Here is a 20,688-nt window from a genome sequence, read left to right on the forward strand (position 1 = left end):
GCTTGGTAAGCGAACTCCATTAAATAAATTCGCTAAACCAGTTTTTTACTTTTTCCATCAAACCGCCGCCTTCTTTTGGCTTAGACGAGACGGTTTGCTTCTGAGTGCCCTTGAATGAGGGGGTCACGCGAATGCTGCGGCGCTCCATCAACTGCAAGGCATATTGAATCAGACCTACCCCAGTGGTGTAGGCAGGATCTCTCACTCCGATGTAATCAGGAATCGCAATTCGAACAGGTGCGTCCAATTCTTCTTTTGCCAATTCCAACATGCCCGGCATGGCTACGGTACCACCCGTAAGAACATATCCACCTGCAATTTCGTCGCGGTAGCCTAATTTGTATACAGCATCCTCGACTAATTGGAATATTTCCGCAGCGCGCGGCTCGATAATATTGGCCAAATCCACTTGCGTAAATTGCTTCTCGACTTCGCTGCCAATCCGGTTCACCTTGAACTTCACATCTTCGGATGCTTCGTCAATAAGGGCACAGCCGTTCTTGGTTTTCACACGATCTGCCACATCTGTATGCGTGCGCAGCCCCAGTGAGATATCGCTCGTAATGTGGTCGCCACCGATGCCGATCACGGTGGTCGCTGCCAGTTTCCCCTGCTCGAATACACCGATCGTGGTAGAACCCGCACCGATGTCGACAAGAACGACACCCATATTTTTGTCATCTTTGGATAGAGCAACAGTGCTAGCCGCAAGCGGTTGCAAGAATATTCCAGCTACACGCAGATTGGTTCGTTGAGCACAGCGAACGATGTTATGTACGACCGTTTTCAATCCGGTCACAATGGTCCCTTCCATTTCCAGTCGGACACCAATCATCCCACGCGGGTCCTTAATGCTCCCTTGTCCATCAACGATGTACTCTTTTGGGACTACCTCGATGATTTCACGGTCTGGAGGAATAGCCACGACCTTCGCTGCCTGAATTACGCGTTGAATATCTTCTTCTCGTATCTCACGGTCTTCGCTGGATACAGCGACAACCCCTTGGGTTTCATGCAGATCGATATGGTTTCCAGTGATCCCCACATACACTTCTTCGATTGAAACGCCAACCATGCGCTCGGCATGATCAACCGCTTCTCGGATGGCATGCACGGTTTGGTCGATGTCTACAATCACGCCCTTCTTGATGCCTTCCGAGTGTGATTGTCCGACGCCGATGATGTTGATGGAACCGTTGTTGATCTCGCCGATCATGACGCGTACTTTGGATGTTCCAATGTCTAGGCTGACGATGAATTCATTGCTTACCAAACCTGTGACACCTCCCCTGCTACGTCTTTTTTCTTGTTAAAGTGAGAACACCTGCATAAATTATTCCACACAGGACAACCATTCCCTTTTTTTCTTATTGATTTTTTGCAAAAAAATGACCATCTTCCCATTTTTCTTCGCGTTATTCTTGCTGATTGATCCATTTGGATAGAACAATTCTCCTAATGACAGCGAGATTGTTGAACAAGCGGACCCCGAAAGCCACGATCGCAGCCAAATACAGATCAATCCCCAAGAACCCTCCGATGAAGGCCAAGCCTGCTGCAAAAAGTGTGTTGAAAAAGAATCCAGACATGAAAATACGAACGTTAAAAGTACGTTCTAAAAACGAACGAATCCCCCCAAAGATCGTATCCAATCCAGCCAAGAGGGCTATTGATAGATAGCTGCTATACTCCTGGGGCACACGCCAATCCAGCAGGAAGCCGACAACAAGACCGACAATCAGTCCGATAAGCGGGAGCCACATGGTTACGAATCTCCTTTTTCTTTCACAGGTTTCATAAATTGAATGACACGTGTTTCGTTATTCGCTGAGATCATCAGCTTGTCCCGTTTTTCGGCCAGCACCTTCTTATTCGCCAGCTGAAAGTTCTCCTCTACGCCCTCCAGCTTCAATGCGGACAACAATACTTCAGGTTCCCCCAATGCTTTTATCTCATACGGAGCCCTAATCGTCCTGGTATCGATTTGGATGACGTCTCCCACATTGCGGATCGCAGTGGTAGCAATCAGTCGATGACCATTAATGGAAACTCCTTGTGCTCCGTTTGCAAACAGGATATTTACCAACCAGCGCAAATCTTCATCGTCAATCGTATAGTCGCCTACAACTGGCACAGGCATATGTTCATCCATAGCTGGTTCTTCAGGCGTATGGGCATCGACAACATCAATAACGATGCCTTCTCCCTCCATCCCTACCATACCAGCCATGCGGCGAGTCCGTGCCAACTCCTCTTTCATAACGGAGATACTTTCATCTTCACTGAGTGAGGTTTCGTATTGGTAGTACAGCTGATTATACTTTGAAATGTCTGCGAGCAGGTTTTTGTGTTTCTCCAGTTCTTTTTGCAACGTGGTCCGAAGTTCCGCGATGCTGCGAGACTCTTTATGAATAGGATGAAGACTGCTTCGTAATTGCACAGTCAACATCACACCTATGATAGCACTAATAATGGCAAGAATAAATGTGATTTTACGGCTTTTTTGTAACATAGGTAAACGCATCCTTTTATTTAGGAGTGTTTCGTTTTCGCGTCACCAACAAAGGCAGGTAGCTCGACTCGCTCTTTTTTGGCTACGCTTATTTGGACAAAATCTTGCAAGGAGTGCAAAACACCTCCCGGCAAGTTCAACGCACTGTCTAGTGTGTCGGGGTTTCCGATCGCAGTTACGACGAATGGAGCGGCCGACTTGATGCCGTTTACAATGATCGTTGGTCCAATGCAACGAATCTCGGAATTACTCACCACTCGCTGTCCGTTAATGCTGATCGCCTCTGCTCCTGCTGCACGCAGTTCATTGACGACCAGGCGGACATCCTGCTCATGTACGATGTAGTTCGCGATGTCTGCGCTGTTCGCTGCATTCTGGCTATCCTGCATCGTTATCACGATACCTGGCCCTTGGACAGCGACTACCCCTGCCAGCATCCGCGCTGCATCCAGTTGACTGAGTGTCTCGGCAGCCTCCGATTTACGCTCCGCCATCGCTTCTTCCACTTTTCCCACCTGACGCTGCAAATCGAGCAGTTGATTTTCCAGATGCCGATTTTGCTCCTTCTCAGCCAAAATTCGGTCATTCAATTGCGTTTCCTGCTGGAACAGCTGATCATTCAGCCGTTCTTTGCGCGTAAGCTTGTTCGTTTCGAAGGAAGTGGCCACTAGAAAGCCGGTAGAAAACGTCACGATGGTTAAATACAAATGAAATTTGCGACGACGACTCATTGTCTACTTTCCCCTTTTTCATTTACTGCTGCGGTTGCTCTTGCCCTTCCTGAATAGGAATAGCCCCTTGAGCCCCGTACGGAATAAACCATGGCTGCTCAAACAAAGAGAGCACCCCTTTTGTATCTGGCGGCAATTCTTTCACGATCGTCGGATACCAGTTCAACATCTTGTCCAGCTTGTAGATAACGCTTCTTACTTCATTCCCGTCTCGCATGTACAGCGTTACGCGTTGCTTGTCGTACACCGTTGGCGTCAGTGTAATATCCGAAATCTCGGCGAGTACATCTGGCGATAATTTCGATAGCGACTTCGCGAGATGGGGAAGGAGCTCAGGTGAGGCCCACGAGCTAATCAATGGCCTGTCCACTACGCGCTTGGCAAAATTAACTTGTTTCAGCACATAGCCATTGTCCAGTAAGGCATAGCGGCTTCCGTCCTGCCCACTCCAAAAAGCGACGCGCTTTTGTTCAGTTATATGTAGCGTGATCAATCCGGGGAAAGAGCGGCTCACCGTCACATCTTTAATGGCCTCTAGTGGTTTCAAGTTATTTCGAACACTGTTCTCCCATACGTTTAGAAACTGCATGTCCTTGTTTAATCCAGATTGTGTAATGATTTGCTCCGTCGTATAAATATCATTACCAATCACTCGAATCTCTTGCACCTTACTGTAAGGGGAACGGATAAAAACGATGATGAGAATGGTAAGAAAAAACAATACCAATAGAATGACCAGCTTGCGGTTGCCCCTTCTTCTGGGGCGTTGTTGCTTGACTTGCGGAATGCGTTCCTCATATACCGCCATGGCCGTACCCTTCCTCATGTTTTTTAGGCTCATTGCCCAGAGCAAAGTAAATTACTGGATGTCTTTCGAATAAATGTCATTAAACAAAACAGGGAAAGCGGCATAACATTATGCCGCCCACTCTCCCTCGGTTAAATCGATACTCGTGATATATCGGCTCCTAATTGACGCAACTGCTCTTCCAGCCGATCGTATCCGCGATCGATATGATGGATCTGGTTCACCGTGGTAATACCTTCTGCAGCAAGCCCTGCGAGGACTAAGGCAGCACCTGCTCGAAGATCAGTAGCTTCGACATTCGTAGCGGTCAATTTGTTGACACCCCGAATGATTGCGGAGCCAAGATCAACGTATATAGAGGCGCCCATTCGCGCCAATTCATTCACATGTTTGAATCTTCCTTCGAAAATGGTCTCTTTGATGACACTCGTTCCCCTAGCCTGTGACAGAAACACCATCAGCTGCGCCTGCAAATCGGTTGGAAACCCAGGATATGGCGAGGTGATAATCCGGTCGTAGGCACGTGGACGGGAGGTGCTTTTGATTTCCATTATATCATGGCGGGTCTTGATTTCAACACCGCAGCTACGGGCGACCTCAATCAATGCCGTTAATTGCTCAGGCAGAGTATTGGTCAATTCGATATGTCCCTGTGAAATACCGACAGCCAGCATATAGGTTCCTGTCACAATCCTGTCCGGTATGATCCGGTAACTGACAGAACGCAAGCGAGGTACACCACTGATTTCAATCGTATCGGTGCCTGCCCCTCTGATCCGCGCCCCCATTGCATTCAGGAAATTTTGGAGGTCGATGATTTCCGGTTCTCGTGCTGCATTACAAATTCGGGTCGTGCCTTTTGCCAGCACAGCTGCCATCATGATATTTTCCGTCGCGCCCACACTGGGGAAGGAAAGAAAGATATTGGACCCACGTAATTGTTTGGCCCGAAATGTAATGTAGCCTTCCGTTTCTTCGATTTTGGCTCCTAGCGCAGTCAATCCAGCTAAGTGCAAGTCAATCCTGCGCTCTCCAATGTCACATCCACCTGGCCTGGAAATCGTGACCTCACCCAGACGTGCCAGGAGTGGTCCCGCCAAAAAAATCGAAGATCGCATCTGGCTCATTAAATCATCCGGCACCTGCGGGACACAGACAGACGTTGTATCCAGATCGACACATCCGTCCTCATGCTTCGTATTCGCCCCAAGCAACGTCAAGATTTCGAGCATGACTTTAATGTCTTTTAGATGGGGGACGTCATAGATATAGAATTGCCCTTCCGCGAGCACAGCAGCGGCAAGAATGGGAAGAGCAGCGTTCTTAGCACCTTGGATCCGAAGCGAACCGGACAGAGGTCTTCCGCCTTCGATCGCAAAAGTCTCCAAACTTTCACCTCCGTGTTACCCCTCGCCCACCACCAGGACTTCCGGATGCAGGTCAATCCCATTTTTCTCGAGAATGGTGCTCCGAACGTGATCAATCAAGGTGAGGACGTCGGCAGCCGTTGCTCCTCCGCAATTCACGATGAAGTTGGAGTGTTTTTCTGAAACCTGAGCTCCTCCGACCCGATAGCCCTTCAGCCCAGCCGCCTCAATCAGGCGACCTGCGTGGTCATTTGGCGGATTTCGGAACACGCTGCCGGCACACGGCATCTGCAGTGGCTGCGTATTGCGCCGTCGTTCCTTATTGGCAGCGAGCGTGGCCGCAATCTCTTTGCGGTCGCCCATCCTCAATTGAAAACGGGCTTCTAGCACAATCCCTTTTTGCTTTTGCAAAAGAGAAGTCCGATAACTAAAGCTCAGTTCCTCGTTACTCAACACTTTACTTTCGCCGTTTTCGAAAAGGATCTCGGCATCAATAAGAATACGTGAAAGATCAGATCCGTGTGCCCCCGCATTCATATAGACGGCGCCGCCTACCGTACCAGGAATCCCTCCTGCAAACTCCATACCTGTTAATCCCACCTTGCCTGTCTCCACCGCCAGGCGGATCATGGAATATCCGGCACCCACACACACCTCTTCGCCCTTGAACTCACAGTGGCTCAAGCCCTCGGCCACTTTAAGCACGGCTCCACGTATCCCTCTGTCCCTCACCAGAAGGTTTGAACCGCGCCCGATTACACTCCAAGGAATTTCATGACGATGGATGATCTGCAAGGCTTTTTGCAAGGATGCTTTATCCTTGGGTTGGATTAACAAATCAGCAGGACCCCCGATCCGCCACGTTGTATGATTAGCAAGGGGTTCATCGGTCCACACTTTTTCGATTCCTGCTTGCATGAGTTCATCTGCGATCTTTTTCATTTGTGAACCTCCTGATACGTTTGCTAGGTCGGACCTAGTCTTCTCACGTGTTTGCTCCATACTATGCGTTCGCCCAGATCGGCGTGACAATCGCCCATCTGATCATTTTTTTCGTGTAATCGCCTCTAATTGACGGACAATCTCCGTCGCAGCTTGCGGCATTCCCAATGAAAGAGAACTGTTTTTCATCTCTTCCCATTTCGCTGGATTGGCAAGGATATTTTCCAAGGAAAGTAGCAAGCTCTCTCCGGTGAGCTCCCGCTCTACGATAACATGAGCTGCCCCTGCTCGCTCCAATCCCCTTGCATTTTTCTCTTGATGGTTGTTCGTGACATACGGGGACGGAATCAAGATCGCAGGCACACCTAGTGCCGTTATTTCTGCCAGGGTAGATGCCCCTGCACGCCCAACCAATACATGCGTCGCCGCCAAAACATCCGGCATATTATGGACGAAAGGAAGCACAGAAATGTTACTTGGAAGTGTTCCCAGTTCACGAAGCTGTGCCGAAATCGTTTCAAAATGAACGTCGCCCGTCACATATACAAAATGAGTATCGGCATATTTGCCCAACTGCGTAACAACAGAAAGCACTGCCTCATTTATTGCGCGCGCTCCCCTGCTGCCACCAAAGATCAGTACGATTTTTTTGTTGTTGTCCACGCCCAAAAAGCTACGCCCCGCCTCTGCATTACCGTGCATGACTTCCGTAGCACGCGGGTTGCCGGTCAGTACTGTTTTAGAAGGCGGGAAATGGGCAAGCGATTCTTTGAACGAAACGGCCACCCTTGTAGCTGATCGAGAAAGAAACTTGTTGGTCAAGCCCGGCACTACGTTTTGCTCATGGATGAGAGTCGGGATTCCCAATCGAGAAGCTGCATATACGACTGGACCACATACGTAGCCACCTGTCCCAATTACGACATCTGGTTTGAATTCGCGCAACATTTTCTTGGCATCGCCAACGGCCCGGACGAATTTCCATAAGGTCTTCAGGTTGTCCAACGACAGCTTGCGCTTCAACCCGCTAATTTCCACGGATTGGAAAGGAATATTGGATTTCGGAACCAAACCAGCTTCCAAGCCTTTTTTACTGCCAATATACAAAAAGGCAGCCTGCGGATTCTGGCGAGAAACTTCCCTCGCCACCGCAAGCGCCGGATAAATATGTCCACCTGTGCCACCGCCTGTTAAGACGACACGCATACGTTCACACCCTTTTTTTAGAAGGAGTAGCAATAGGCTGATTTACTTGCTTATTGCGTACTCCCTGTTGAGGTTTCTATTATCGAGAAAAACGAGAGATGTTCAACAAAACACCAACACCAGTGAGCATCAGCGTCAACGATGAACCACCGTAGCTTAAGAACGGCAACGTGATTCCTGTCACCGGAAACATCCCTGTCACAACACCAATATTGATGACCACCTGGATGGCAATCATGCCGATGATCCCTAGCGCAAGTAGACTTCCGAACAAATCTGGAGCCGTAATCGCCGTTCGCATTCCCCTCCACAACAAGAGGAGGAAAAGCAAGAGAATGAGCGTGCCTCCGATAAAGCCAAGCTCCTCCGCGACAATCGAGAAAATAAAATCATTGTAAGGCTCAGGCAGATACAGATGCTTCTGTCTGCTTTGCCCTAGACCAAGACCCAACAAACCGCCGGGACCTATTGCGTAAAGGGATTGGATGATTTGATAGCCAGTATTGAGCGGGTCAGACCACGGATCGAGGAAAGACGTAATCCTTTTGATTCGGTAAGGTGCTGACAATACCAAGCCGATGAAGCCAACAACTCCGATCATTCCCAATCCGACAAAATGACTGATCCGCGCACCTGACGCAAAAATCATGACAACTGCTGTTCCCATCAAAACCGTTCCTGTGCCCAAATCCGGTTGCAGCATGATCAAACCAAAACAAAGAACTGGGATTCCCAAGGCAGGCATAAGACCTTTTCGGAACAAGACAATTTGCTTCTGATTATCTGAGAGCCACCTCGCCAAGAATGCAACGACGCCAAGCTTTGCAAATTCACCTGGTTGAATTCCAAAAGCTCCAAAACCAAGCCAGCTTTTCGAGCCATTTACTTCAATCCCGATGATCAGAACCAGAATCAACAAACCGATACTCATCAAATACCCTGGCTTGGCCCAGTGCTTCCACACCCAGTAGTCGATATTCATCGTAATGTACATGGATGTAATCCCTAACAAAGCGAAGATCAGTTGCCGCTTGGCAAAAAAATACGGATCAGAAAATGGCGGCTTTTGCGCCACGATCGCGCTGGCGCTGTACACCATCACGATGCCAATTCCCAATAAAAAAAGTGTTGCAAAAATAATTACGAAGTCGGGGGCAGAGCGTACCTTGCTCATCGTGCCAGGTCATCCTTTCTCATGCCGTCCCGCTTTTGTCATATTCTTGATGGTGCAGTGGGACGTTATGCTAGGCTTGTTTTAAGTCTATGCACGCCGTCCTTAAACATGCTCCCCCTTGTCTCAAACGAAGGAAACATGTCCCAACTCGCACAAGCAGGGCTGAGTAAGACCACATCACCTGATTCGGCTAACCGGGAAGCAGCAAGAACGGCTTTTTCCACAGTATCGACATGGATACGCTCATTAATCCCTGCTTCCTGAGCACGTTCCAGTAAAATCGGAGCCGTTTGCCCGAGAGCGATGACTGCTTTTACTCGACCTTGGATCACAGGTAGCAGTTCCCGAAAATCAACGCCACGATCCAATCCGCCGCAAATCCATACGACTGGCTCCTTGCATGCTTGCAAGGCGCGCGATGCCGCTTCCGGATTGGTAGCTTTTGAATCATTGAAGTATTTAACACCGCGAATCGAATCCACGAACTCCATCCGGTGCTCTACCCCTGGGAAGGTAGTAAGAACTTGAATAATCGATTGCTTGTCCGCACCCGCGAGCTTCGCAACTAGAATCGCTGCCAATGCGTTGTCCAGATGAGGAACAGTAATATCCGCTATCGCAACGATTGGCTCTGTATTCCCATTCCCATCCGCAAACAGGATCAAACCATCCTTGATAAAAGTTCCCTTTGGCACCTCTTGACTCTTGCTAAAGTAGTAGATAGCTGAAGGGAGATCTTTGCATTTTTCTACGATCTCTGGTTGGTCATATGGCAAAATAGCTGCGTCATCTGCCGTTTGGTTCGCAAACATTTTCAGTTTGGCTGCCAAATACTCTTCCATTGTGTGATGGTAATCCAGATGTGCAGGATACAGATTGAGCAAAACACCGATATGCGGGCGGAATTCCCTCGTCCCCATCAGCTGGAAGCTACTCAATTCGGCAACGAGCCATTCGTCGGGACCAGCTTCCTCCGCTAGCCCGCACAACACGGTACCAATGTTTCCTCCTACCTTCGCATCCAGACCCGCTTCTTTAAAAATCAGTCCGACGAGCGTAGTAGTCGTGGTCTTGCCATTGGAGCCACTAATGCCGATAATCGGTGCCTTGGCAATCTGGGAGGCCAGCTCCACCTCCGTCACAACAGGAATGCCTAGTGCCTGCGCCTGCTTGACGGGTGCTGCTTCATACGGAATCCCCGGATTTTTGACCACCAGGGATACGCCTTCATGAATGAGATCATCTGGGTGATAGCCGCAAATGACCGGAATCCCCAACGATTCCAGCTCTTCTATCCCCACCGCTTCTTCACGTGGCTTTTTATCATTTACGACGACATGAGCACCAAAGCGGTGTAGCAGTTTTGCCACTGCGACACCGCTCTTTGCCATACCAATAACGACGACATGCTTATCTTGAAAACGCATCATCTGATTGTCACCACCTCAAGGTATACACCCAATCCAGCAAAGAACATACCGACCAGCCAGAACGTGACAACCACGCGCCACTCTGACCAGCCTGTTAATTCAAAATGATGATGCAGGGGACTCATACGGAAAATGCGCTTTCCACGTGTCTTAAAGGAGACTACCTGCATAATAACAGAGAGCGTCTCGACAACAAATACCCCACCGATAATAGCCAAGAGCAATTCTGTCTTGGTCATGATTGCAATTCCCGCGAGCGCTCCACCAAGTCCGAGTGAACCGGTATCACCCATGAACACGCGTGCCGGATGTGCATTGAAGACGAGGAAGCCAAGTAGCGCACCTACAACAGCCGCACTAAAAATAGCGGTGTCATAATCTTGACCAAACCATGCGATGATCGCATAAGCACCAAAAGCAATGGCTCCCGTCCCTGCCAATAGTCCATCCACTCCATCTGTGATGTTAACGGCATTCGTTGTACCTACCAAGAGGAACAACAGGAATGGGAAGTAGAAATAGCCGAGCTCCAGCTTCCACGGTGTACCTGGCAGATGAATAGACGTGTCATGCCCCATCATGAGCAGTAAAATATAAGCGCCGATTGCCAAGACAATCTGACCAGCAAACTTCTGTTTGGCGGTCAACCCGAGGTTGCGTTTTTTCTTGATTTTGATGAAATCATCCAAAAACCCGATTAAACCGTATCCGAGAGTCACCAATAACAGGAAGTAAATTTCCATTTTCGCATTGGCAAACTTCAACACGGTAAATATGAGTGCCAAAAGAATGATGGTGCCTCCCATGGTGGGAGTTCCAGCCTTCTTATAATGGGATTGCGGTCCTTCCTCACGAATTGCCTGCCCAAATTTCAGGCGGCGAAGGAATGGAATAAACAATGGGCCAATGAGTACGGCGATGAGAAACGCAGCGACGATCGTGACGATTAGGACGTTGTCAACGAACATGCCCGAGCCTCCTTTCTTTCGATGCAGTGTGTGGCATCTGTTTTATTCTTGGTTGTACCGGGCAATCGCTTCGCGCGCAACTTCACGGTCATCGAAGGGCAACACCTGGTCTTTAATAATTTGATACGTTTCGTGTCCTTTTCCGGCGATCAAGATCACATCGTCCGGCTTTGCAAGTGAAACTGCATGCGCAATTGCTTCGCGTCGGTCTGCCAGTGCCGTATAACGATCTGGTGCCACTTCTGACAAGCCAGCCAGCATGTCATCAAGAATCGCCTGCGGCTCCTCCGAGCGCGGATTATCTGATGTTAAGACGGTCAGATCAGCATATTTCGTTGCAATTTGCGCCATGATTGGGCGTTTGGTTCGATCCCTATCGCCTCCGCAGCCAACGATGCAAAATACGTTGCCACGGGCAAATTCCTTGACGGTCATCAATGCATTTTCCAAGCTGTCTGGTGTGTGGGAGTAGTCGACGAGTACCGCAAACGGCTGACCAGCATCTACTGCTTCAAATCGCCCATTTACGCCCGCTACCTCTTCCAGGCTCGCTTTGATTGCTTCTAGTGGAATACCTTCTGCGAGTGTAACCGCGATGGCTGCCAAAGCGTTATACACATTGAACTTTCCCATCAGCTTCAAGTTCAGACGCGCACTGCCAGCGAAGCTTTCGACTGTAAAAGAAGTTCCTTTACTGGTGATTTCGATTTGCTTTGCCCTTACATCTGCTGGTTGATCAATGCCGTATGTAATGACTCGCGCCGGTGTAACGGTAGCATATAATTCGGACGCCTCATCATCCGCATTCAGTACAGCCGTTTTTAAACGGTCTGTGTCATAGCTGTTGCCCAGCTGGGAAAACAACAATGATTTGGCGTAGCGATAGTTTTCCATCGTTTTATGATAGTCGAGGTGATCCTGCGTCAGGTTGGTGAAAACCGCTGTATGGATTTCGCAACCGCGGACTCTTCCCAACTCCAGTGCATGAGAAGAAACCTCAATAATCGCATAGTCTGTGTTTACATCGCACATGCGACGAAAGCTTCTTTGCAAATCTATGGCATCCGGAGTCGTATTTTTGACTTCCTCCGTTACGTCTCCAATTCTCATATGGATCGTCCCGATTAAGCCTGTTTGCTTGCTTTGATCGCATAAAATTTTGTCGATCAGATGCGTAGTGGTCGTCTTGCCATTTGTCCCCGTTACGCCAATGACTTTTACTTCTTTCGTAGGAGATCCGAAAATACGATCAGCCAGCATAGCCATTGCCCGCCGGGTATCCGGTACTTTGACAATAGTCGCTGGCACGTCCAGATCTTGTTCAGATAACACGGCAACGGCACCATCCTTCACCGCCTGGGCCGCGAACGTATGTCCATCCACGGTATATCCAGTCAGACAGACAAACAAGTAGCCGGGCTTTACCTGGCGCGAGTCTGCTGTCAAACCCGTAATCTCCATGCTGTCATCCCCCGAAACCGTTACTGGCAACAAAGGCATGAGCAGATCCCGTAGAAACATGAAACAGGCACCCCATTCTCCAACTAGTATAGACAGAAATTTGAACATTTGTACTTGGCTACGCCGTATATTTAGGCGCAGTCTTGACGAACAAAGGCAGAGCGAACGTAGACAAGCCTACTCCCCTCCGCCTTCGAAATCTCATTTTATAGCTAATTGCTCAATTTGTCACCAAGGTATATGCGAATTTTTCCGCCCTCATCAATTTTTACTCCGGGAGCAGGAGACTGCTGGATGACGTACTGACCTTTACCTGAAACGACTAGCGGCAGAGTATCATACGTTGTCACTACGTCTCTCATGGATTGTCCGACCATGTTTGGTACTTCGATTGGCGCCCTTTCTCCAAGTGCTTTGTTAATTTCCTTAGGGATGCCATCTTTTCGTTTCGGTACATTCAAATGTTGAAGGGAGGATTCCATGATACTTTTTACACTCGGAGCGGCAATCAATCCACCAAACGCCAGTGCTTTCGGATTGTCTACGGCGAAATATACGACGATCTGTGGATCATCAGCCGGCGCAAAGCCGATAAACGACACGATGTATTCCCCATCCATGTAACGGCCATTTTTTACTTTTTGCGCGGTTCCCGTCTTTCCTCCTACCCGATACCCTTCAATATATGCCTTATTACCCGTTCCTTGAGCGACCACACTTTCCAACGCATGCCGAACCTTCGCTGAGGTCTCCGCGGTAATCACCTGTCGAACTTCTGTCGGCAAGGTCCTCGCTACGACATCGTGTGTCACACTATCCCGCCATTCTTTGGCGACAAACGGCTTCATAAGTTTGCCCCCATTGATAGCGGCTGAGACTGCAGCCATTTGTTGAATGGGCGTTACCGATACCCCTTGACCGAAAGAAGTCGTCCCCAGCTCTACCGGTCCCACTTTATTCAAGTTGAATAACAGCCCGTTTTCTTCGCCAATCAAATCGATCCCTGTCTTTTGTCCGAAGCCAAATTTTTTGATGTAGTCAAAAAGTCGTTCTTTTTGCAGTCGCTGGCCCATTGTAACGAAGCCAGGGTTACAAGAATTCTCTACCACTTCCAGCATCGTTTCCTGTCCATGCCCCTGCCGCTTCCAGCAACGCAATCGTTTACCGGCCACGTTTATGAATCCCGGATCGTAAAAGCCTTCGTTCAGATTGATGACTCCTTCGTTCAAAGCGGCTGCCAGTGTCACGATCTTGAATGTGGAACCAGGCTCGTATGTTTTCCAGATAGGGAGATTTCTATTGTACACCTCTGAAGGATAGTCTCTGTACGCATCCGGTTGAAAAGTCGGGCGACTTCCCATCCCCAATATTTCTCCTGTCTTTGGATTCATGGCGATCGCCAGAACATCATCTGGCTGATACGCGACCACCGCCTGATCCAGCTCGCGTTCGATAAACGATTGGATGGTACTGTCGAGTGTTAAATACATGTCCATGCCATTGACGGGTGCTACGTAGTCTTCGGTTCCACCTGGCAGTACGCGCCCTTTGGCATCTGACGGAAATGAGATATGCCCCTCGGTCCCCATCAAGAAGGGATCGTAAATCTTTTCAAGCCCTGTCAACCCTTGATTGTCAATGCCTGTGAAACCAAGAATATGGGCTGCCATATTACCGTTCGGGTAAAAACGCTTCGTATCCCCTGCCAAGTATATACCTGGCAAATTCAATTCTTGTATTTTTCTTGCCTTTTCAACAGACAGTTTTCTTCCACCTGGAATCTGGTTGTTACTCATTTCTTTTTTCGTAATGGCACGAAATACATCTTCTTCTTTTCGCTCCAAAATGACGGCGAGCTGTCTCGCTGTTTCTTTAGGGTCTTTGATTTGCGCCCCTACCGATACCAGTGTGGGGACGGTCATATTCGTCACGAGCTCATTGCCGCTTCTGTCTAGAATGCGACCGCGATTGGGTTGAAATTTAATTTCCCGCTTGAGCAGTTCATCTGACATTTGCGAGAGTTTCGGTCCTTCTATCAATTGAACATAACCCAAACGGGTGACAAGTGCCGAATACAAAACGACTCCTACAATCAAGATGATAAAAATGCGACGGCGTACAGTAGCATTGGATACCCGCAAAGCGAGTCCCCCCTCAAATAGGTTGTCTCTTCTTAACCTTATTCGCAGGGGGGACTAGTTAGAACTATGGAGTTGTAGGTGTTTGCGTTGTTTGGTCTCCTGGTTTGTCAGGAAGAGGTACCTGTCCAGATGCTGGCGGCTGTGCCGCTCCACCTTGCCCAGTTTGCTGACCAGAAGATGGCGGAGCCGGATTATTTCCACCTGTTGGATTTGTAGTAGTGTCCGCTGCCGTATTGCTTGGCGTCGTTGTAGTAGGTACTGTGCTGCCCTCCTGACCTGGAGGAGGTGTTGTCGGTACAGATGGTTCCGACACGGATTGCAGCGTCACCTGAAGCAACTCTGTACCCTGGAGCACCGTTCCCGGAGGAATACTTTGTTGGGTGACGAAGCCAGTTCCAGTCGATTTCATTGCGAGATTGATCAAAGAGCTGAACTCCATGACGTCCCGCAATGATTTTCCTTTGAAGTCAGGCATCTTCGTTCCTTTGACCCTGTCAGTTACTAGGACGATCTGTTCACCTGGAACGACCTGATCATAGGCTTCCGGATACTGTTTGACGATCTTCGTACCTGTCCCGGCTACCGTGACCGTCAAATTGTCCTGCTTCGCTCGCAATTGCGCAGCTGTCGTGGACATGCCTTCAAACTTTGGCAATGTCTTCGGTGTAGCAGGTGAGGATGCCAGCGCTGCCTGTGCTTCTTTTTTCGTCGTCGCCTTTTCAGGCTGTTTATCCTTGACTAACGACAGATCGGGCTGCTGCTGCAAATATTGCAGGCTGCGTTCCATAATGGATGTAAACATGGGAGCGAGCATCATTTTACCCCACAATGCATACCAAGCATCTGTTTGCGGATCATCAATAACGACATAGACCAACAGCTTTGGATTGTCTTTTGGCGCAAAACCGATGAAGGAAACTACATAACGTCCATCCATAATTTTTCCTGTGTTGGGATCATATTTTTGTGCAGTTCCCGTTTTTCCCGCTACTTGGTACCCTTCGATCTGATATTGTAAACCGGTTCCGGGCTTCTCTGAGACAACCTTACCCAAAATGTCTCGTGTCTGTTTCGCAGTCGCTTCACTTACAACCCTCTCCACAGCCTCACGTTGCGTGCGATTGACGACTGCTCCCGTGTGAGGATCGCGCATTTCTTTTACAATATGAGGTTTTAGAAGCTCTCCTCCATTCGCGATCGCCCCCACAGCGGCAACCTGCTGGATCGCCGTAACCGTCGCTGCTTGTCCATACGTTGTTGCAGCCCAGTCACGTGGTGACCGAGGTTTTTCCAGGTTGATCAGACTTCCTTTTTTCTCGTAGGGAAGCTCAATTCCGGTTACTTCACCCATCCCGAATTTTTTGAAGTATTTCTTCAGACCTTCCAGCTTCAACCGTTCATACCCCAACTTCGCGAACAATACGTTACTGGATCGCTGAACCCCTTCCAAAAAGCTGATAGTCCCCCAACCAGCACCATTGTTGTGGTCACGGATCGGAATCTGCCCCTTGATGGTATAAGCACCTGATTGATAGGTTTCATTCTGATTAAACATTTTTTCTTCAATCGCTGCCGCAAGAGTAATAATCTTAAACGTAGAGCCCGGCTCAAACATTGTGGTGACAGCATGATTATTGTAATTCTCAATCCCGTTGTAGTACGTATTCGGATTAAACTGCGAGCGGTTGCCCATCGCCAATACCTCACCCGATTGCGGGTCGGCTACAATGACCGTCATGCCCTGCGGCTTGTACTGCTGTTCCACCTTGTCAAGCGCTTGTTCTACATAATCCTGTATCTGGCGATCAATGGTGAGATATACATCTAAGCCGTCTTCTGCCGGAATGTACTCCCCTTCTCCGTCTGGCAGCTGGTAGCCAGCACGATCCCTTTGGTACGCAATATGTCCCTTTTTGCCAGCCAATTGTTCGTTCAATTGTAGCTCAATTCCCATTTTCGGTTCATCGTATAAATCCAAATAACCGATTACATGGGAGGCGAAGGCATTATTCGGATAGACTCTGCGAGTCGTTTCAGTCAAATAGATGCCTGGGAGCTGGTTCTTTTTGACTTGCTCTCCACTTGGCAACTTGGGATATTGCAATTGCAGAATGCGATTCCTCTGCTCTTCACTGATCTTTTGCCCGTAACGCCCTAATTCCACCACTTTGTTTGGCTTGGTCAAATTCTTCACCAATTCTTGAACAGGCGCATTCAAAATAGGAGCCAGCATATTCGCTGTGTAGTAAGGGTCTTTCACTACATCTTCGTCTCTCGCATCAAGTGGCTTCAGCCTTGCATTTACCGTGTATGCCTTACCCTCATACGCCAAAATCTCTCCGTTTCGATCATAGATCGCTCCACGCTTCGGCTTCAAAACATGTTCTCTGTCCCACTGCTTTTGTGCAGTTTCCATAATTCTGGCAGCCTCTGCCGTTTGGATCCAATAAATTCGAAAGCTCAACGTCGAAAAGGTCAAGATCAGGCATAAGGCTACCACGAGAATTCGCCAATTTACTTTTCGTTTCCATTCCATCTCCATTCAACTCCGTCGCATCAAAGATCGCCCGCTTCCCAAGAAAGGCAGATGGGGGAGACGAACGCAACCTATCCGAGTCAGGAGCAGACTCGGGTTCATCTAAGAAAAAATGTTACCGCATGTAAGAGCAGTAACATTTAAGGTTTTTTGGGTTGTGTTTGTGGCAGAGAACTCGCCTGTACTTCTGGTTTCCCAATCGTATGTACAGCTGCTGGATTGTATACCATCCCCTGCTTCTCTGCTTCTTTTTGCAGGCGATCCCGGTTAGTCATTTGCTCAATTTGTAATTTCATCGTTGCATTTTTTTCTGTCGTCACACGGTTTTCATGTTTAGTGCTTTGGATTTCGTAATTCAACTGGGAAATTTGCGAGTAGCGGACACCCACTAGACCCAAGCCGACGACGGTTAACGAGATAAATAAGAGATACAGCAATTTTTCTCCGGTCGGAATCGTTGGCTTGATCCGAACCGTTCGCTTTGTTGTCTTCGTTACAGATTTGGATTGTTGTTCCAACTCCATAGCTAAATTTCCTCGGTAGTAATAACTCATCGCTTCTCCCTCTCCTTTCTCGTTGTTTCCGTTCTACAGCTTCTCCGCTACCCGTAGCTTAGCTGATCGTGCACGCTTATTCGCTTCCAATTCTTCTTCAGATGGCAAAATCGGCTTCTTTGTAATGACTTTTACGACAGCTTTATTCCCACATGTGCAAATCGGAAAGGCTGGCGGGCATGTGCACCCTTTTGAAAAGTCTTGATAAATTTGCTTGCAGATTCTGTCCTCTAAGGAATGAAACGTGATGACGCTTACCCGACCTTCTGGATTCAAGACAGTAATAGCATCGACGACGGCCTCTTTGAATGCATCCAGCTCATCATTGACTGCGATCCGAATTGCCTGAAATGTGCGCTTTGCCGGATGGGGTCCGGTACGGCGCGCAGCGGCAGGAATTCCTTCCTTAATCAATTCAACCAGCTCGCCTGTTGTTTGGATCGGCTGCTTCTTTCGTTGTTGAACGATTTGCCGGGCAATTCTCCGGGAAAATTTCTCTTCTCCGTACAGCCAGATGATCTTGGCAATCTCTTCTTCTTCCCACTCATTGATAATGTCATAGGCTGACAATGGCGCTTGTTGGTCCATTCTCATATCCAGAGGCGCATCAGCATTGTAGCTGAAGCCACGCTCTCCCTCATCCAACTGTGGAGAGGATACCCCAAGGTCAAACAAAATTCCGTCTACGCCAGACAAGCCTAAATCGCTTACAATGTCTTTGATATGGCGGAAGTTGCTCTTTACCAGCGTGACTCTATCCATATAGGAAGCGAGTCTTTCGCGGGCATTATCCAGCGCCCAGTCATCCTGATCGATGGCGATAAGTCGACCACCCTCCGTCAGCTTGGAAGCAATCAAACTGCTATGCCCAGCTCCACCGAGTGTACAGTCTACATAAATGCCTCCAGGACGAATATTTAGCCCTTGGACAGCCTCATCCATTAAAACGGTTACGTGATGAAACGACAATGTCGTCACTCCTGTTCTTCTCGCTGCTACAAATTAAAATCAACCAGTTTTTCGGCAATTTCTCCAAAAGAGCCTTCTGACTGGGCAAAGTAATCTTCCCAGCGTTCCTTGCTCCATACCTCTACACGGTTTGACACCCCGATGATCACACATTCTTTTTGCATGCCTGCATGCTCACGTAAATTGGGTGGTATGTTTACCCTTCCCTGCTTGTCCCACTCGCATTCGGTGGCACCTGAAAAGAAAAATCGTGTAAATGCGCGAGCATCTGCTTTTGTAAATGGGAGAGACTTGAGTCTTTCCTCTAGTTGTTTCCACTCATCTTGCGGATAAGCAAACAAACATTGGTCCAGCCCGCGGGTAATAACAAAGGAAGTACCTAGCCCTTCACGGAATTTGGCTGGGATCGTCAGGCGGCCTTTTTCGTCGATGCTGTGCTGATATTCCCCCATGAACACGCCCTGGTCCCCCACTTTCCTGTCGGTTGGCTCCACTTTCCCCCACTTTTCCCCACCTAGTACCTATTTGTTATTATAAAAAAAAATCCTGCGTTTGTATGCAGGATTTTTTCGCATATTTTTTTGCCGGGAAAAGACGGGATTCGAGGGACTATTCGACCCAGCTTTCCAGGTAGGATTTTTGCTCATTTGTCAATTTGTCGATTCCGATGTTCAGAGCTTCCAACTTGTACTGAGCAACCATTTGATCCAACTCGAATGGTACGTTCAGTACTTTTTTGCCAATGTTTTTGTACTGTTCATTGACATAAGCCAAGGATACCGCTTGCAGAGCAAATGTCATATCCATGATTTCAGCCGGATGTCCGTCGCCAGCAGCCAAGTTCACGAGGCGGCCTTCTGCGAGCAGATACACTTTTCGACCATCAGTCAAGACAAATTCCTCAATATCTTTACGCACAATACGGGAAGATGTCGACATTGCATTCAGATCCACCTTGTTTACTTCGACATCGAAGTGACCCGCGTTGGACAAGATTGCGCCATCTTTCATCACTGCAAAATGCTCTTTGCTGATGATATCGCGGTTACCTGTCACTGTTACGAAGTAGTCACCATGCTTCGCAGCTTCGAGCATTGGCATTACTTCAAATCCATCCATGTAAGCTTCTACCGCTTTGATTGGGTCGATTTCGGTTACGATTACTTTTGCGCCCAAACCTTTTGCACGCATCGCTACACCTTTACCGCACCAGCCATAGCCAGCTACCACAACAGTTTTACCAGCTACTACGAGGTTCGTTGTACGGTTGATACCATCCCATACGGATTGACCTGTCCCATAGCGGTTATCGAACAAGTATTTGCAGAATGCATCGTTTACGGCAACCATCGGGAACTCCAGCTTGCCTTCTTTCTCCAACGCTTTCAGACGCAGAATACCTGTTGTTGTTTCTTCTGCACCACCACGTACTTGAGACAACAGATCACGGCGCTCGCTGTGCAAGATAGTGATCAGGTCGCCACCGTCGTCAATGATCAGGTCAGGACGAGTTTCCAGTGTTTTGATCAGGTGTTCTTTGTATTCAGCAGGATCTGGGTTGTATTTCGCAAATACGCGAATACCGTCTTCCACCAATGCTGCGCAAATGTCATCCTGCGTGGACAGCGGGTTGGAACCGGTAATGGTTACTTCAGCGCCACCAGCTTGAACTACTTTTGCCAGATAAGCCGTTTTCGCTTCCAAGTGCAAGGAGATCGCAACTTTCAGGCCTGCAAACGGCTGCTCTTTTTCAAAGCGCTCACGAATGCGGTTAAGGACAGGCATGTGTTCTTTTACCCAATCAATCTTCAGATGGCCGTTGTGCGCCAACGCCATATCTTTTACGATGCTTTCAGATACTGTGTTCATGTACGGATGGACCTCCTTTT

General features: G+C 48.5%; 18 protein-coding genes. All 18 read right to left on the reverse strand.

Annotated elements, in window-relative coordinates:
* Positions 1 to 19: 19 nt before the first annotated feature.
* The 18 genes from ftsA to ACM6JA_RS09680 all read right to left on the reverse strand — a co-directional run bounded on the left by ftsA (position 20) and on the right by ACM6JA_RS09680 (position 20,668).
* Positions 20 to 1,273, reverse strand: a complete 1,254-nt coding sequence (ftsA, locus tag ACM6JA_RS09595) for a cell division protein FtsA (protein ID WP_007717723.1) — start codon at positions 1,271 to 1,273, stop codon at positions 20 to 22.
* 142 nt (positions 1,274 to 1,415) lie between these two features.
* Positions 1,416 to 1,763, reverse strand: coding sequence for a small basic family protein (locus ACM6JA_RS09600; protein ID WP_007717721.1), 348 nt, complete (start codon positions 1,761 to 1,763; stop codon positions 1,416 to 1,418).
* Between the two features lie 2 nt (positions 1,764 to 1,765).
* Positions 1,766 to 2,512, reverse strand: a complete 747-nt coding sequence (locus ACM6JA_RS09605; protein WP_007717719.1) for a DUF881 domain-containing protein — start codon at positions 2,510 to 2,512, stop codon at positions 1,766 to 1,768.
* A gap of 20 nt (positions 2,513 to 2,532) precedes the next feature.
* Positions 2,533 to 3,243 carry a DUF881 domain-containing protein gene (locus tag ACM6JA_RS09610; RefSeq protein WP_007717717.1) on the reverse strand — a complete coding sequence of 237 codons (711 nt, stop codon included), beginning with the start codon at positions 3,241 to 3,243 and terminating at the stop codon, positions 2,533 to 2,535.
* Positions 3,244 to 3,265: 22 nt separating this feature from the next.
* Positions 3,266 to 4,051: a cell division protein FtsQ/DivIB gene (locus ACM6JA_RS09615; protein ID WP_414852099.1), complete on the reverse strand. Its 786-nt coding sequence runs from the start codon at positions 4,049 to 4,051 to the stop codon at positions 3,266 to 3,268.
* A 131-nt stretch (positions 4,052 to 4,182) separates the two neighbouring features.
* Positions 4,183 to 5,439: a UDP-N-acetylglucosamine 1-carboxyvinyltransferase gene (gene murA / locus ACM6JA_RS09620; protein WP_048033747.1), complete on the reverse strand. Its 1,257-nt coding sequence runs from the start codon at positions 5,437 to 5,439 to the stop codon at positions 4,183 to 4,185.
* Between the two features lie 15 nt (positions 5,440 to 5,454).
* A complete protein-coding gene (murB, locus tag ACM6JA_RS09625) occupies positions 5,455 to 6,360 on the reverse strand; it encodes a UDP-N-acetylmuramate dehydrogenase (RefSeq protein WP_414852243.1) in 906 nt (301 codons plus the stop codon).
* 102 nt (positions 6,361 to 6,462) lie between these two features.
* Positions 6,463 to 7,566: an undecaprenyldiphospho-muramoylpentapeptide beta-N-acetylglucosaminyltransferase gene (murG, locus tag ACM6JA_RS09630; RefSeq protein WP_414852100.1), complete on the reverse strand. Its 1,104-nt coding sequence runs from the start codon at positions 7,564 to 7,566 to the stop codon at positions 6,463 to 6,465.
* 79 nt (positions 7,567 to 7,645) lie between these two features.
* Positions 7,646 to 8,740, reverse strand: a complete 1,095-nt coding sequence (spoVE, locus tag ACM6JA_RS09635; protein WP_007717705.1) for a stage V sporulation protein E — start codon at positions 8,738 to 8,740, stop codon at positions 7,646 to 7,648.
* A gap of 65 nt (positions 8,741 to 8,805) precedes the next feature.
* The gene (gene murD, locus ACM6JA_RS09640) at positions 8,806 to 10,170 is read right to left on the reverse strand and encodes a UDP-N-acetylmuramoyl-L-alanine--D-glutamate ligase (RefSeq protein ID WP_414852101.1); all 1,365 of its coding nucleotides are present in this window, start codon (positions 10,168 to 10,170) and stop codon (positions 8,806 to 8,808) included.
* Entirely contained in the window at positions 10,167 to 11,138 is a 972-nt protein-coding gene (gene mraY, locus ACM6JA_RS09645) for a phospho-N-acetylmuramoyl-pentapeptide-transferase (RefSeq protein ID WP_007717699.1), read from the reverse strand. Before mraY ends, murD begins: the two co-directional genes overlap by 4 nt.
* 42 nt (positions 11,139 to 11,180) lie before the next feature.
* On the reverse strand, positions 11,181 to 12,659 hold the full coding sequence (locus tag ACM6JA_RS09650; RefSeq protein WP_414852102.1) for a UDP-N-acetylmuramoyl-L-alanyl-D-glutamate--2,6-diaminopimelate ligase: 1,479 nt from the start codon (positions 12,657 to 12,659) through the stop codon (positions 11,181 to 11,183).
* A gap of 152 nt (positions 12,660 to 12,811) precedes the next feature.
* Entirely contained in the window at positions 12,812 to 14,740 is a 1,929-nt protein-coding gene (locus ACM6JA_RS09655) for a stage V sporulation protein D (RefSeq protein WP_414852103.1), read from the reverse strand.
* Between the two features lie 64 nt (positions 14,741 to 14,804).
* Entirely contained in the window at positions 14,805 to 17,276 is a 2,472-nt protein-coding gene (locus tag ACM6JA_RS09660; RefSeq protein ID WP_414852244.1) for a penicillin-binding protein, read from the reverse strand.
* A 140-nt stretch (positions 17,277 to 17,416) separates the two neighbouring features.
* Positions 17,417 to 17,830: a cell division protein FtsL gene (locus ACM6JA_RS09665; RefSeq protein WP_414852104.1), complete on the reverse strand. Its 414-nt coding sequence runs from the start codon at positions 17,828 to 17,830 to the stop codon at positions 17,417 to 17,419.
* A 33-nt stretch (positions 17,831 to 17,863) separates the two neighbouring features.
* Complete coding sequence (gene rsmH, locus ACM6JA_RS09670; protein WP_414852105.1) at positions 17,864 to 18,808, reverse strand: 16S rRNA (cytosine(1402)-N(4))-methyltransferase RsmH; 945 nt, start codon at positions 18,806 to 18,808, stop codon at positions 17,864 to 17,866.
* Between the two features lie 17 nt (positions 18,809 to 18,825).
* Positions 18,826 to 19,257, reverse strand: coding sequence for a division/cell wall cluster transcriptional repressor MraZ (mraZ, locus tag ACM6JA_RS09675; protein ID WP_007717680.1), 432 nt, complete (start codon positions 19,255 to 19,257; stop codon positions 18,826 to 18,828).
* A 151-nt stretch (positions 19,258 to 19,408) separates the two neighbouring features.
* Positions 19,409 to 20,668, reverse strand: a complete 1,260-nt coding sequence (locus ACM6JA_RS09680; RefSeq protein ID WP_414852106.1) for an adenosylhomocysteinase — start codon at positions 20,666 to 20,668, stop codon at positions 19,409 to 19,411.
* Positions 20,669 to 20,688 lie beyond the last annotated feature (20 nt).

The sequence above is a fragment of the Brevibacillus sp. IT-7CA2 genome (assembly GCF_949767855.1).
GTDB lineage: Bacteria > Bacillota > Bacilli > Brevibacillales > Brevibacillaceae > Brevibacillus.

What these genes read in the sequence shown, in the direction of transcription:
- murG (WP_414852100.1), bottom strand. Translation starts at nt 7,566, where the DNA reads ATGCGTGTCGTCTTAACAGGCGGTGGCACAGGTGGACATATTTATCCG.
- ACM6JA_RS09650 (WP_414852102.1), bottom strand. Translation starts at nt 12,659, where the DNA reads ATGTTTCTACGGGATCTGCTCATGCCTTTGTTGCCAGTAACGGTTTCG.
- spoVE (WP_007717705.1), bottom strand. Translation starts at nt 8,740, where the DNA reads ATGAGCAAGGTACGCTCTGCCCCCGACTTCGTAATTATTTTTGCAACA.
- ACM6JA_RS09600 (WP_007717721.1), bottom strand. Translation starts at nt 1,763, where the DNA reads ATGTGGCTCCCGCTTATCGGACTGATTGTCGGTCTTGTTGTCGGCTTC.
- ACM6JA_RS09615 (WP_414852099.1), bottom strand. Translation starts at nt 4,051, where the DNA reads ATGGCGGTATATGAGGAACGCATTCCGCAAGTCAAGCAACAACGCCCC.
- ACM6JA_RS09605 (WP_007717719.1), bottom strand. Translation starts at nt 2,512, where the DNA reads ATGTTACAAAAAAGCCGTAAAATCACATTTATTCTTGCCATTATTAGT.
- murD (WP_414852101.1), bottom strand. Translation starts at nt 10,170, where the DNA reads ATGATGCGTTTTCAAGATAAGCATGTCGTCGTTATTGGTATGGCAAAG.
- murB (WP_414852243.1), bottom strand. Translation starts at nt 6,360, where the DNA reads ATGAAAAAGATCGCAGATGAACTCATGCAAGCAGGAATCGAAAAAGTG.
- ACM6JA_RS09610 (WP_007717717.1), bottom strand. Translation starts at nt 3,243, where the DNA reads ATGAGTCGTCGTCGCAAATTTCATTTGTATTTAACCATCGTGACGTTT.
- ACM6JA_RS09680 (WP_414852106.1), bottom strand. Translation starts at nt 20,668, where the DNA reads ATGAACACAGTATCTGAAAGCATCGTAAAAGATATGGCGTTGGCGCAC.
- ACM6JA_RS09660 (WP_414852244.1), bottom strand. Translation starts at nt 17,276, where the DNA reads ATGGAATGGAAACGAAAAGTAAATTGGCGAATTCTCGTGGTAGCCTTA.
- ACM6JA_RS09665 (WP_414852104.1), bottom strand. Translation starts at nt 17,830, where the DNA reads ATGAGTTATTACTACCGAGGAAATTTAGCTATGGAGTTGGAACAACAA.
- mraY (WP_007717699.1), bottom strand. Translation starts at nt 11,138, where the DNA reads ATGTTCGTTGACAACGTCCTAATCGTCACGATCGTCGCTGCGTTTCTC.